Origin of the sequence: Actinocorallia herbida, assembly GCF_003751225.1 — a bacterium.
GTDB lineage: Bacteria > Actinomycetota > Actinomycetes > Streptosporangiales > Streptosporangiaceae > Actinocorallia > Actinocorallia herbida.
The window spans coordinates 4,469,740-4,482,593 of record NZ_RJKE01000001.1 but is presented as its reverse complement, the minus strand read 5'-3'; the positions used below and the strand labels follow the sequence as shown (position 1 = coordinate 4,482,593).

General features: G+C 73.3%; 13 protein-coding genes. 7 read left to right on the top strand and 6 right to left on the bottom strand.

Annotation, left to right across the window (positions count from 1 at the left end):
• Positions 1 to 66 precede the first annotated feature (66 nt).
• The gene (locus EDD29_RS20740) at positions 67 to 1,272 is read left to right on the top strand and encodes an MFS transporter (RefSeq protein WP_123666007.1); all 1,206 of its coding nucleotides are present in this window, start codon (positions 67 to 69) and stop codon (positions 1,270 to 1,272) included.
• Between the two features lie 96 nt (positions 1,273 to 1,368).
• Here EDD29_RS20740 and EDD29_RS20735 read toward each other — a convergent pair whose 3' ends face one another.
• Positions 1,369 to 2,004: a TetR/AcrR family transcriptional regulator gene (locus tag EDD29_RS20735; protein ID WP_123666006.1), complete on the bottom strand. Its 636-nt coding sequence runs from the start codon at positions 2,002 to 2,004 to the stop codon at positions 1,369 to 1,371.
• An 86-nt stretch (positions 2,005 to 2,090) separates the two neighbouring features.
• On the opposite strand from EDD29_RS20735, the gene EDD29_RS20730 reads away from it, so the two are divergent.
• On the top strand, positions 2,091 to 3,095 hold the full coding sequence (locus EDD29_RS20730) for an oxygenase MpaB family protein (RefSeq protein WP_123666005.1): 1,005 nt from the start codon (positions 2,091 to 2,093) through the stop codon (positions 3,093 to 3,095).
• A gap of 53 nt (positions 3,096 to 3,148) precedes the next feature.
• Here the strand turns inward: EDD29_RS20730 and EDD29_RS20725 are convergent, their stop codons facing one another.
• Positions 3,149 to 3,784, bottom strand: coding sequence for a DJ-1/PfpI family protein (locus tag EDD29_RS20725; RefSeq protein ID WP_123666004.1), 636 nt, complete (start codon positions 3,782 to 3,784; stop codon positions 3,149 to 3,151).
• Positions 3,784 to 4,749: a GlxA family transcriptional regulator gene (locus EDD29_RS20720; RefSeq protein WP_123666003.1), complete on the bottom strand. Its 966-nt coding sequence runs from the start codon at positions 4,747 to 4,749 to the stop codon at positions 3,784 to 3,786. Before EDD29_RS20720 ends, EDD29_RS20725 begins: the two co-directional genes overlap by 1 nt.
• Positions 4,750 to 4,878: 129 nt before the next feature.
• Here EDD29_RS20720 and EDD29_RS20715 point away from each other — a divergent pair, with 129 nt between their 5' ends.
• Positions 4,879 to 5,373, top strand: a complete 495-nt coding sequence (locus tag EDD29_RS20715; RefSeq protein ID WP_123666002.1) for a DUF1877 family protein — start codon at positions 4,879 to 4,881, stop codon at positions 5,371 to 5,373.
• Between the two features lie 190 nt (positions 5,374 to 5,563).
• Here EDD29_RS20715 and EDD29_RS20710 read toward each other — a convergent pair whose 3' ends face one another.
• Positions 5,564 to 6,427 (bottom strand): mycofactocin-coupled SDR family oxidoreductase, encoded by an 864-nt coding sequence (locus EDD29_RS20710; protein ID WP_123666001.1) that lies wholly within the window; start codon positions 6,425 to 6,427, stop codon positions 5,564 to 5,566.
• A gap of 89 nt (positions 6,428 to 6,516) precedes the next feature.
• On the opposite strand from EDD29_RS20710, the gene EDD29_RS20705 reads away from it, so the two are divergent.
• A complete protein-coding gene (locus tag EDD29_RS20705) occupies positions 6,517 to 7,077 on the top strand; it encodes a TetR/AcrR family transcriptional regulator (RefSeq protein ID WP_123670594.1) in 561 nt (186 codons plus the stop codon).
• A gap of 207 nt (positions 7,078 to 7,284) precedes the next feature.
• The gene (locus tag EDD29_RS20700; protein ID WP_148086030.1) at positions 7,285 to 8,493 is read left to right on the top strand and encodes a cytochrome P450; all 1,209 of its coding nucleotides are present in this window, start codon (positions 7,285 to 7,287) and stop codon (positions 8,491 to 8,493) included.
• A 398-nt stretch (positions 8,494 to 8,891) separates the two neighbouring features.
• Here EDD29_RS20700 and EDD29_RS20695 read toward each other — a convergent pair whose 3' ends face one another.
• Positions 8,892 to 9,410: a hypothetical protein gene (locus EDD29_RS20695; protein WP_123665999.1), complete on the bottom strand. Its 519-nt coding sequence runs from the start codon at positions 9,408 to 9,410 to the stop codon at positions 8,892 to 8,894.
• A 141-nt stretch (positions 9,411 to 9,551) separates the two neighbouring features.
• Here EDD29_RS20695 and EDD29_RS20690 point away from each other — a divergent pair, with 141 nt between their 5' ends.
• Both EDD29_RS20690 and EDD29_RS20685 read left to right on the top strand, forming a co-directional pair.
• A complete protein-coding gene (locus EDD29_RS20690) occupies positions 9,552 to 10,481 on the top strand; it encodes an NADP-dependent oxidoreductase (RefSeq protein WP_123665998.1) in 930 nt (309 codons plus the stop codon).
• An 87-nt stretch (positions 10,482 to 10,568) separates the two neighbouring features.
• The gene (locus tag EDD29_RS20685; protein WP_123665997.1) at positions 10,569 to 11,867 is read left to right on the top strand and encodes a metal-dependent hydrolase family protein; all 1,299 of its coding nucleotides are present in this window, start codon (positions 10,569 to 10,571) and stop codon (positions 11,865 to 11,867) included.
• Between the two features lie 5 nt (positions 11,868 to 11,872).
• On the opposite strand, the gene EDD29_RS20680 is transcribed toward EDD29_RS20685, so the two are convergent.
• Positions 11,873 to 12,823, bottom strand: a complete 951-nt coding sequence (locus tag EDD29_RS20680) for an NAD(P)/FAD-dependent oxidoreductase (RefSeq protein ID WP_123665996.1) — start codon at positions 12,821 to 12,823, stop codon at positions 11,873 to 11,875.
• Between the last annotated feature and the right edge of the window lie 31 nt (positions 12,824 to 12,854).

The following is a 12,854-nucleotide window of genomic DNA, read 5'->3' as shown; positions in this document are numbered from 1 at the left end:
CATCACTGGAAACACTGGCAACTCGTGGGACTCAGCTCACACCCGCCCATCCCCCGAGAGGTCCTCATGAACAATCAGTCCGGACGCACGGTGACGCTGCTGTGCTGGGCGGCGGTCCTCCTGGACGGCTTCGACCTCGTGGTGCTCGGCACCGTCCTGCCCGTGCTGCTCGGCGACGAGGTCTGGGGCCTGACCCCCGCCACGGCGACCACGGTCACCACGGTCGGCCTGATCGGCATGACGATCGGCGCCCTCACCATCGGCCCGGTCACCGATCGGATCGGCCGCCGTAAGGCGCTGATCGCCTCCATCGTGATCTTCTCCGTCCTCACCCTCCTGTGCGCCTTCGCCCAGTCGGCGGCGATGTTCGGCGCGCTCCGGTTCCTCGCCGGCCTGGGATTGGGCGGCTGCCTGCCGATCGCGCTCACGCTGGCCAACGAGTACGCGAGCAGCGGGCGGCGCAGCAGCTCCACCACGCTGATCATGACCGGCTACCACGTCGGCGCCGTCCTGACGGCCCTGCTCGGCCTCCTGATCCTGCCGCACTGGCAGGCCATGTTCGTGATCGGTGCGCTGCCCGCGCTCGTGCTGGTCCCCCTGATGCTGAAGTACCTGCCGGAGTCCGCGGCGTTCGAGCGGTCCACCGGCCACTCCGGCCTGGAGTCCATCCGCACCCTGTTCCGCGGCGGCCTCGGCCTGTCGACCCTGGCGTTCTGGGTCGCGTCCTTCATGGGCCTGCTGCTGGTCTACGGCCTCAACACCTGGCTGCCGACGATCATGCGGTCGGCGGGCTACCCGCTGGGCGCGTCCCTCGGCCTGCTGCTGACGCTCAACGTCGGCGCCGTCACCGGCCTGCTGATCGCCGGGTTCGTCGCCGACCGGATCGGCGTGCGTCCTTCCGTCCTCGCCTGGTTCGGCGGCGCGACGGTCTTCCTGGCGCTGCTGAGCATCAAGCTCCCGGGCGGCGCGCTGTACGCGGCGGTGTTCCTCACCGGCTGCTTCGTCTTCAGCGCCCAGGTGCTGGTCTACGCCTATGTCGCCGCCGTCTACCCCGACCGCGCCCGCGCCACCGCGATGGGCGCCGTCGCCGGCGTCGGCCGCCTCGGCGCCATCGCGGGGCCGATCCTGGGCGGTGCGATGGTCACCGCGGGCACCGCCTACCCCTGGGGCTTCTACGCCTTCGCGATCGTCGGCGCCCTCGGCGCGACCGCGGTCCTGGCCGTCCGCGCCCGGACCGCCGCCCCGGCCCGCGTCAAGGCCGCGCAGCACTGACGGAAGGTTCGCCGACGGGATGCGTCGTCCGATCGGACGACGCATCCCGTCGGCGTTCTCGATGTCGGGGGCGGCGCGGGCCACCGGGGCGAGAGGTCAGGAGGAGGCCGCGCGGACCGCGGCGTCGTGGAAGGCGAGGGCGAGGGACACGGCGGTCTCCACGACGGGGTCGAGGTCGTCGCCCAGACGGCCCTCGGCCCACTGCCTGGCCAGCTCCGACATGGCGCCGGTGAACATCGTGGCGGCGACGACGAGGGCGAGGGACGGGTCGGGGACCCGGGTCATCGCGAGCAGGCCGTCGAGGAGGTCGGTCTGGGCGGCGCGGCGGCGGTCGGCGAGCACCTCGTTGCCGCGGGCCTCGGCGAACAGGATGCGGCCGCGGCGCGGGTCGGCGCTGAGGAAGCGCAGCACGGCGCTGACGCCCGCGCGGGTGCGGGGCTCGGGCTGGGGGCCCGCGTCCTCGAGCGCGCTGAGCAGGGCCTCGCCCAGGGCCGTCGCCTCGCGGTCGTGGACGGCGGCGAGCAGGCCCGAGGTGTCGGTGAAGTTCTCGTAGAAGTAGCGGGTGTGCAGGCCCGCCTCGCGGCACACCGCGCGCACGGTGAGCGCGGTCTCGCCCTCGTCGCCGAACAGCCGGAAGGCGGCCTGGACGAGCATGTCGCGCCGCTCGTCCTTGCGGCGCGCTACGGGCACCCCCGCCCAGCGCGTGGCCGCGCCGCCCCGCTGTGTCGCCATGAAGGCAGCCTACCAAGTCTGGACACGACCGTGCCCAGAAACCTATTCTGGTGACACTCGTAGCCACAAAATTCAGGGAGCACGGGATGGCCGTCGCGAACCCCATAGCCACGCGCTTCGACAAGGCCTTCGACGCGGAGGTCCGCCGAAGGTTCTTCCGCGGCCTCGACTTCGCCGAACCCAAGGGCGACCCGGGCTGGTTCGGGCCCGACAGCGCCGTCTGGTACGTGCACTCCCACCTGCCGACACTCGTGCTCGGCCTCGTCGCGGCCGCCTACATCGAGGGCCTCGACCCGAGCATCAGCTGGATGGGACACGACCACTCGCGGCTCGTCGAGCGGGTGGACGGCAAGGCGACCGGGGGGATCGACCCCGAAGGGGCGGCCGTGCGCCTCGGGCACTCCGTGTCGTTCTTCGTCGGGACGGCCTACGGGTCCACCGCGACCGCGGAGAGGCTCGCGAAGACCGTGCGGGCGATGCACCACACCGTCAAGGGGGTCCGCCCCGACGGGCTGCCCTACGACGCCGACGACCCCGACTGGCTGCGGTGGAACTACGCGACCGTCGTCTGGGGCCTGGCGACGGCGCACGAGCGATACCACGCCAGGCCGCTGCGCGGGGCCGACCTCGATCGGTACTACGGCGAGTTCGTCCGGGTAGGCGAAGCGCTCGGAGGCACCGACCTGCCTACGACCAAGGCAGAGGTCCTCGAATGCCTGGAGTCCTACCTGCCCAAGCTCGCGGTGACGCCCATCAAGGCGTTCGCCACCGGACCCAACGTCGAAGGTAACGGGATCCCTCCGTGGGCCCCCGGCAGCGCGTTCATGGACTGGGCCGCGCGCGACCTCCTTCCGCGCTGGGCCCAGAAGCTCTGCCTGTACCGTCCGCCCAACCGGGTCGAGCTGAAGTTCAAGCGCAGCGCGCTGTGGCTGGCGCTGAACGGGCTGCACGAGGCCGCCGGGCCCATCCGGGAGTTCCAGGAGGCGAAGGGCCGCGTCGCCGGGGGGACCACCAGCAAGCCGGTCGCCTCCACCGCGCCCCTGGAGGCCGACCCCTTCCGCAGCAGGGAAGAGGTCGAGGCGGGCATCTGACGGGACGCGGGTGACGGACCCCGTACGTCACCCGCGTCGCCGTGCCGTCCGCGTCAGGCCGTCACGACGAGGTTGCTCTCGCGCAGGCTCTCGACAAGAGAGGCCGGGGCCTTGGCGGGGGAGCCCATGTCGTAGGGCGGCTGCGGGTCGTACTCCACGACGAGCTGGATGGACTCGGCCACCCGGTCGCCCGCGAGCGCGCCGCTGAGCGTCAGCGCGAGGTCGATCCCGGCCGACACCCCCGCGGCCGTCGCGTACTTGCCGTCCATGACGACCCGGTCGGTGACGGCGACGGCCCCGAACGCCTCGAGCAGTTCCATGCAGATCCAGTGGGACGTCGCCCGGCGCCCGGTGAGCAGGCCCGCCGCGGCGAGCAGCACGGATCCCGAGCAGACCGACGTCGTCCACGAGGTGCCCGCGTCGACGCCGCGAAGCCACTCCAGGTACGGCTCGCTGTTCAGCGCCTCCGCGGTGCCCGGACCGCCGGGAACGAGGACGATGTCCGGAGAGGGCACCTCCGCGAGGGACGCGTCCGCGGTGAGGGCGAGGCTCCGCATGTCCGTCCTGACGGGTCCGGGACGGACCGCGGCGAAGACGACCTCCGCCCCGGGGATCCGGGACAGGATCTCGTAGGGGCCGACGGCGTCGAGGGCGGTGAAGTCCTCGTAGAGCGGGATGGCTATCTGCATCAGGTACCTCCGGTCGGGTGAGGGTGGAAGCGGCGGCGGTACTCCGCGGGCGGGACATGGAGCGCGCGCAGGAACGCGCGCCGCATCGCCTCGGGAGTGCCGTACCCGCAAGCACGCGCTATCTGCGCGATGCCTTCGTCGGTGTCCTCCAGCAGCCGCCGGGCCGCCTCGACCCGGACGCCTTCGACGTACCGGCCGGGCGTCATGCCGACCTCCGCGGCGAAGGCGCGGGCGAAGTGCCGGGGGGACAGGGCCGAGCGCCTGGCGAGCGTCTCCACCGACAGGTCCTCGCCGGGGTGCTCGTCGATCCAGCGCTGCACGTCGCGCAGCGGGCGCCGGGCGGCGGTCTGCGCGGCGAGATGGGCGCTGAACTGGGCCTGGTCGCCCGGCCGCCGCAGGAACACCACGAGATGGCGGGCGGTGAGCAGGGCGAGGTCGCGGCCCAGGTCGTCCTCGACCAGCGCGAGCGCGAGGTCGATGCCCGCGGTGACGCCCGCCGACGTGGCGATGCGCCCGTCCCGGACGTAGATCGGGTCGGGATCGACGGTCACGTCCGGATGGCGGCGGGCGAGCGCCGCGCAGTAGGCCCAGTGGGTGGTCGCGCGACGCCCGCTGAGCAGCCCCGCCTCGGCGAGCAGGAACGCGCCCGTGCACACCGACACCACGCGGGCGGCACCCTGCGCCAGCGCGCTGATGCGCGCCGCAAGGGCGGGCTGCGGACGCACGGTGCCCGCGCCGCCGGGCACGACGAGCGTGTGCGGGGCGTCGACCCGCGCGAGGTCGGCGTCCGGCAGCAGGCGCAGACCCGAGGTCGTGCGGACGGCGGCCCCGCCCGGCGACGCGGTCGTGACCGAGTAAGCGCCGGGGACGGCCACGGCCGCGCCCTGGAAGACCTCCAGGGGACCGGTGACGTCGAGACTCTGCACCCCGTCGAAGAGGACGATGAGGACACCGCGTGCTGCCATGCCGTCAGCCTCGCAGCGGAGCCCGATGGCGGCAATGACAGGTCTCCCACCTTTCCTGCCATCGTCGCGGGCCGTGTCCGCGCGGTTCCGGAAAATGTCGGACCCTGCTCGTAGCCTGGCCGGGTGAGCATGAACGGCAGGTACGCGAGGATCACGGCGCGCAAACTCGGCGCGGCCATCGTCGACGAGAAATGGGCCCGCGGATACGTCGAGGCCCTGGCCGAGGCGGCGGCCGAAGCGCCCGCGCCACCCGAGCGCGCCCGCACGCTCGGCATCGCCTGGACCTGGCAGGCCCTGGCCTTCCTCCTGGCCCGCGCCGCCTTCCCCGTCGACCTCGTCCACGGCGGCAAGGAGTTCGCCGCCGACGGCTGGGGCCACGGCCCGCCCCGCTACCTCGAACCCGACGAAGTGACCCAGGCCGCCCAAGCCCTCGTCGGCACCCCCTTCACCACCCTCGCCGAGGGACTCTCCCCAGCCGACCTCGCCGCCGCCGACCTCTACCCGTCGGCCAAGTGGACCTCCCCGGACGCCCTGATCGAGGTGCAGTCCTTCTACGAGCCCCTCCGCGCCTTCGTTCGCGCCGCCGCCCGCGAACGCGAAGCCCTCCTCCTCTGGATCGATTGATCCCGCGTCGGGCGGGCCCGGCCGCCGGATCGGGACATGCCGATGCCGACTCCTGAGGTGCGCGCCTGAGGAGTCGGCCTATGCGCGATCCGCTTCGGGTCCCCGCTCCCGTCGGCCCTGACTTCGGCGGGGTCCGAGGTCGGCGGGTGGGAAGGGCGGGCGCTCGACGGTGCCGAGCGCCCGGGGCGGATCAGGGGGTGCCGGCGGTGGTCTGGGTGAGGAGGGTGCCGGCGTCGACCTTGAGCTGGAGGCCGGTGACCATGCGGGAGGCGTCGGAGGCCAGGAAGAGGACGGCCTCGGAGATGTCCTCGGGCTGCATGGTGGGGACCGGGAGGCGGTGCATGGACTGGAAGCCGGGCTGGGCGTCCTCCCAGGTGGGGTTCTCCAGGTCGGGGCGGAACAGGCGGTAGAGCGCGTCGTTGCGGATCATCGCGGTGTCCACGTTGCCGGGCAGGACCGCGTTGACGCGGATCGACCGCGGGGCGAGCTGCAGCGCCAGGTCGTGGACGAGCCGGGAGACGGCCCGCTTGGAGTGGCTGTAGGCGGCGCCGCCGGGGCCCGCCGCGGGGCTGTCCACCGAGCCGGCCATCATCGCGGCCATGGAGGAGATGCAGATGAGCGACGCGTTCTCGCGCAGGTGCGGGAACGCCGCTTCCAGGGTGTTGATGACGCCGCTGAGGTTGATGGAGACGGTGTCGAACCAGCCGATCATGGGCACGGTCGGGCCGACCATGCTGACGCCGGCGTTGGCGACGACGATGTCGATGCCGCCCAGTTCCGCCACGGCCTCGGTGACGGCGGTGGCCAGCGGCGTCCGCTCGCGCACGTCGGCGACGCGGGTGACCACGCGCCTTCCGAGCTCGCGTACGAGGCGGGCGGTCTCCTCCAGGTCGGCCTCGGTGGCGAGGTCGTAGGGGGAGGACGGGATCTGCGCGCAGATGTCGACGGCGATGATGTCCGCGCCCTCACCCGCGAGTTTCACCGCGTGGCTGCGTCCCTGACCGCGCGCCGCACCCGTGATGAAGGCGACCTTGCCTTCGAGCTTTCCGGCCATGCTTCGACTCCTCGAACTCCCGGTCGACTTACCGACCGGATTGGTCGGTGAATCTACCGCAAAGCTCACCAAAAGGTAAGATGGCGGTCATGGCGAGAGTGTTCCGGCAACAGATCGACGAGGGCATCCTCGACCGGGCGGCCGGGCTGTTCGCCCGGCACGGGTTCACCCAGACCTCGGTGCAGGCGGTCGCCGACGCCGTCGGCCTGTCCAAGGCCGGCCTGCTGCACTACTTCCCGTCCAAGGAGGCGCTGCGCGAGGCGGTCTTCCGGCGCAGCCTGGAGTTGCAGCGGGAGGTCCACGACCAGGTCGCCGACCTCCCGCCGGGCCCCGAGCGCGACCGCCTCGCCATCGAGACCATCGTCGACCAGGCCATGGCCCGCCCCGGCCTCGTCTCCCTCACCCTCGGCCTGCACACCACCCTCGACGCGTGGGCCGTCGAGACCCGCACGCTGGTCGAGGCCTTCGGCACGGGCCCCGACCCCGAGCCGGAACGCCTCATGCGCATCACCGGAGCCCTCGGCGCCCTCTCCATCCTCGTCCTCGCCGCCCATCGGGCCGGCAAGGGCTCCGCCTGGCGCCCCCACGTCGTCGCCACGAGCTACGACGCCCTGGGCCACTCGCGTGAGATCCCGGAGGCCGCGCGCTAGACGTGCCGGGCGGAGGCGGCGCGTCTCCTGACGGGCGTGCCGGGCGGGGACGGGGTCTGACAACGATGGTTGCGGGGGGCGAGGGAATGAGTGCGGGGCGGCCCTTACTGCAAAAGGGGAAGATCGCGGCTCTGTTGATCACATCGAGTGGGCGAATTACGATCATTTCGGTAAGCAGACGGATTCTCGCCGTTCGGAGGATGCCAGGTGACCGAAGCCGCTTCGTTGACGTGTCCCTATAACGGGACGCCCAGATATCCGTTCGACGGGGGCGAGCCGACGGCATACCTGAACGAGGTGTACTTCGCGCTGGGGCCGGGCGTCTGGCCGATCTGGCTCGACCTCGCGGACCGGCCCGCGTTCCTCGTCAACGGGCACGCGCTGCTGACCGAGGTGTTCACCAGGTCGGAGGACTTCCTCCAGCCGGTCGATCCGATGCCCGGCGTCGTCCCGATCCAGGGCACCATGCTGGCGATGACCGGAAAGGACCACCTGCGGGTGCGCAGGCCCTCCGCCCGGCCGTTCGGGCGGGCCGAGGTCGAGCGGCGCCGCGCCCGCGTCCGCGGGTTCGTCGACGAGCGGCTCGCGGCCTTCGAGGGACGGGAGCGCTTCGACCTCGTCGCGGAGTACGCGACCCCGCTGACCCTGCAGGTGCTCGGCGAGATCATCGGCGTGCCCGAGGAGGACCTGCCCCTGTTCGTGAGCTGGGGCGACAGGTTCCTCAACTTCTCCGACCCGCTCGACGCCCGGGCCGCGGTCCAGGAGATGTGCGCGCACATCGGGAGCCTGCTGGAGCAGCGGCGCGGGGGAGCGTCCCGCGACGACATCCTGTCGGCCTACGCGGGTGGGCAGGGCGCCGACGTCACGACGGCGGAGGCCGTCATGGTCGGCGCGAACATCGTCTCCGGCGGGTGGGAGACCACCACGACCGCGATCACCTCGATCGTCCTGCATCTGCTGACGCACGGACCGGTGCCGGGCCGCACGTTCTGGGACGCGCTGCGCGAGGACCCGTCGCTCATCCCGAACGCGGTCCAGGAGCTGCTGCGCACCCGGCCCGCCAGCGGCGACGACGGTCCGCCGCGCATCGCCGCCCGCGACCTGGAGCTCGGCGGGGTCGCGATCCCGGCCGGCAGCGTCCTGATCCTCGGCAAGTACGGCGCGAGCTCCGACCCCGGCGTGTTCCCCGACCCGCGCACGGTCGACCTGACGCGTCCCAACGCCCGCGACCACCTGGCCTTCGGCGCGGGCCCGCACATCTGCCCGGGCAAGTGGCTCGCGATCGTCATCCTCGAGGAGACGATCGCCGCGCTGGTGGCCCGCTTCCCGTCGCTCCGGCCGACGGGCGACCCGCTCGCCTGGCGCAAGCGCTCCGGCGCCCGCCGCCCGGAGCAGCTCTGGCTGCAGCCCGCCTGACAGGGCGGTACCGCGCCCCGTGCCGACGGCTCCGGGGCGCGGTTCTCCGCCGCGACGAGCCCGGCGAATTCGCCATGACAATGGTGGTTTTCGGTGTGGGGCAGAGCGGGATCGCCGCTCGGGAAACCACCTCCGCGGCCGGCAACGCGGATATCGCCCCGATCGGCTTATCCCGGTCCCGCAGATCGCGTTGAATTTCTTGCGTTAGTGGAACGGTCGAGAGCGCCGTCCGCTCAGCCGGATCGGCGTCGGTGGAGACCGACGGGTCGTGCGGGGCGGAGAGTCGGCCCGCGCCGGAGCCGTCGTCGGCGTGCCGCCGACGGGATCACGCCCGCAGGGTGCGGCGCAGCGGCAGATCGAGCGGCGTGGCACTGCGGCGTCGGCGCGACGGGCGCCGTTCAGCGGACGGGGCCGCGCACGGTGTCGGCGGCCCAGGCCGTGATGCGGCCGGCGAGGGAGGCGCGGCCGTCGAGCAGGTGCCGGGAGAAGGCGGTCCGCTCGTGCGCGAGGACGGCGGCCTCCCAGACGCACGGGGCGAGGCCGACGTGGCCGGGCCGCAGCAGTTCCGGCTTGCCCACCGGGCCCGTGAAGATCGCCAGATCGGCCCTGCGCCCCTCGATCCACGTGTGGACGAGGACGTGGTCGCCGTCGCCGCCCGCGTGGCAGATCAGCACGGCGAGGCCGAGGGAGCCGCGCGCGGCGCCGAGCTGGAGGTGGGTCCCGGCGAGGCGGAGCGCGGCCTCCAGATCCTGGTCGGTGACGGACCGGCCGGGCGCCTCGACACCGTACACCTTCACCAGATGGCCGCCCGCCTCACGGGTCCCGCACGCCCGCACCTCCCGGTCGTGGTGGTCGTCGGCGAGGGCGAGCAGCGCCTCCTCGTCCAGGGAGGCCGGTAGCTCTCGGTGCTCGATCATGTACCTATGATGCCTGAACGTCCGGTTGGCGGGTCGCGGAGGCCCCGCCCGAGGCGGCACGGCTTCGGGGAAAGACCGGCGAAGATCGTCGTCCGCGCGGCATGCTTGACCTGCGGAGCAGTGCGATTCTTTGGAGAAACGATGAAGGCAGTGCGGTTCCACGGCTACGGCGACGCCGACGTGCTCGTGCACGAGGAGGCCGACCGGCCGTCGCCCGGCCCCGGCCAGGTGCTGCTGCGGGTCGCGGCCACCTCGTTCAACCCGGTCGACGCGCAGATCCGGGCAGGGCTGCTCCAGCAGGCCTACCCCCTGGCGCTTCCGCACATCCCCGGCATCGACGCCGCGGGGACCGTCGAGGAACTCGGCGAAGACGTGACGGGCTGGGCGGAGGGCGCCGCCGTCCTCGCGTTCCTGCCGCTGGGCGGCCCCGGCGCGTCGGCGGAGTTCGTGCTCGTCCCGGCCGGGCTCCTCACCGCGGCGCCGACCGGCATCCCGCTCGCCGACGCCGCGGCGCTCCCCGCGCCCGGTCTGACGGCCTGGCAGGCGCTGTACGAGCACGCGAGCCTGGTCCCGGGCCAGACCGTGCTGATCAACGGGGCGGGCGGCGCGGTCGGCGGGTACGCGGTGCAGCTCGCCGCCCGGGCGGGGGCCACGGTCACCGCGACCGCGGGCCCGGCGAGCGCGGCGCGGCTCACCGCGTTCGGCGCCGCCCACCTCGTCGACTACACCGCGACCCCGGTCGCGGAGTCCGCCGACAGATACGACGTCGTGCTGAACCTCGTGCCCACCGGTCCGGACCAGTCGGTCGGGCTCACCGGGCTGGTCGCCGACGACGGCGTCCTGGTCAGCGCGACGACCCCCGCCCCGGAGGACGCCGCCCGCGGGGTGCGCGCGGTCCGCATGTTCGCCCGCTCCGACGCCGCCCAGCTCGCGGCCCTCGTCGCCAAGGTCGACGCGGGGGAGCTCACCGTGGACGTGGCCGCCCGCCGCCCCCTGGCCGACCTCCCCGCCCTCCACACCGAGTACGCCGAAGGCACCCGCCTGGGCCGCACCGTCATCACCGTCCCCTGACGTCTCCGGGCCCGGCGGCCGCATCGCCGCCGGGCCACCGGTCCCGTGTGCGGGGCCCGCGCGCTGGGGAGAGGAGGGGAAGGGCGGATGGGGGCATCCGCGGGGAGTGAGGGCGCGGTGGGGTCCGACGCGATCGTCTTCGAGGACGTGCGGGTGTTCGACGGGGTGGGAGAGGGGCTGAGCGAACCGCGGGAGGTGTGCGTCGAGGGCCGGAAGATCGTCGCGCGGGTGAGCGCGACCGAGCCCTTGCGAATCGCGGGGGGCGGGCGGGTGCTGATGCCGGGGCTCACCGACGCGCACGTCCATCTGTTCGCGGCGGCGAGTTCGATGCAGGGGCTGCTGTTCGGGGGCGACGGGGTCGGGTACTACAGCGCGCTCGCCGAGGCCGGGCGGATGCTGATGCGGGGGTTCACCACGGTCCGCGATATGGCCGGGGACGTCAGCGCGCTCAGGCAGGTCCTCGACGCCGGGGCCTTCCCCGGACCGCGCATCTACCCGAGCCAGGCGGCGCTCTCCCAGACGGCGGGGCACGGCGACTTCTCCGGGGCGCACGACGACGCGACGGTCTTCTGCGGGCGGCCTTCACGCGCGGAGGGGATCGGGTTCATGCGCGTCGCCGACGGCCGGGACAGGGTGCTCGCGGCGGTCCGGGAGCAGCTCAAGCGCGGCGCGACCCAGATCAAGGTGATGGCGGGGGGCGGCGTGACCTCGTACTACGACCCGCTCGACGTCGTGCAGTTCACCGAGGACGAACTGCGCGCCGCCGTCGAGGCCGCCGCCGACTGGGGCACCTACGTGGCGGCGCACGTCTACAACGACACGGGCATCCGCCGCGCGGTCGCCGCCGGGATCAAGTCGATCGAGCACGGTCATCTCGCCGGGAGCCGCGAGACGGTCGAGCTGCTCGCCGAGCACGACGTGTGGCTCAGCACCCAGCCGTTCGTCGAGAGCGACGACGCCCGCTACGACCCGGCCGCGCTCGCCAAGCACAAGCAGGTGTGCGAGGGCGTCGCCCGGACCTTCGAGTGGGCCCGGGCGTCTGGGACGAAACTGGCCTTCGGTACGGATCTCCTGCTCGACCCGCAGACCGCCGCAAGGCAGGGCGAGATGTTCACCCGCCTGTCCGGGCATTTCGGATTCACCCCGGTCGAGGCGCTCCGGATGGCGACCTCCGGAAACGCCGAGTTGTTCCGCCTCTCCGGCGAACGCGACCCCTACAAGGAGGCGCGCCTCGGCGTCATCGAACCCGGCGCCTGGGCCGACCTCCTCATCGTGGAGGGCGATCCCACCCGCGACCTCGCCATGTTCGCCACCCCTGAGACGGGCCTCGCGGTGATCGTCAAAGACGGCCGCATCTACAAGAACACCCTGACCGGGGCGTCGTGACGGCGTTAGAGACCGTGGTGGCGGTCGGCGCGGTTCGCGCAGATCCGGGCTTCCACGGCCGCGGAGAACGGGCCCTGGGCGAAGAGGACCGCCTCAGCGGTCTCCTCGGCGACGAGATCGGCGTTGATCGCGGTCGCGGCGAGGGCGCCCTGAGCGCGGGCGGCGGCGAGGGGGGAGGCCGGGTCGGTGACGTCGCCGGCGGCCCAGACCCCGGGAGCGCGGGTGTGGCCCGCGAGGCCGCTCGGCAGGAAGGTGCCGTGGCCGTCGGGGTGCTCGACGGGGCGGAGGCCGACCGCGGCGAGGAACCCCGCGCGTGCGGCCTTGCGCGGGTCGACGGCGACGACGTCGCGCGGGATCACCGTCCCGTCGTCGAGCCGGACCCCGGTGACGCGGTCGGCCGCCTCGATCGCGGTGACCCTGCCGTCGACGAGCGTGATCCCGCGTGCGGCGAGCCGCTCGGTGTCCTCGGCGGACGGTTTCCCGGTCCCGGTGAACAGGGCGACGTCGGCGCTCCACTGCCGCCACAGCAGCGCCCGGCCTACGCCTTCCGGCCCCTCGCCGAGCACCCCGATCGCCGTGTCGCGCACCGCCCAGCCGTGCCGGTAGGGGCAGTCGACGGCGTCGCGCCCCCACCGCGCGGCGAGCCCGTCGATCGAGGGCAGTTCGTCCTCCGCGCCCGTCGCCACGAGCACCCGGCGCGCCGAGACCCGCCGTCCGTCCGCGAGCAGCACGGAGAAGCGGCCGAGGCGCCGGCCGACCGCGGCCACCTCGCCCTGCACGACCCTGCCCCCGTGCCTGCGCACCTCGACCACCATCGTCGCGTCGCGGCCGCCCCCCACGTCGTACACGAGGACCGACCGGCGTGCCCGCGCGAGCGTCAACGCCCCGCTCAGGCCCGCCTCGCCCCCGCCGACGACCACCACGTCGTAGTCGTCGCGCAGCCCGCGCTCACCCACCCTTGACCTCCCGGTCCAGCAAAGTCCGTTG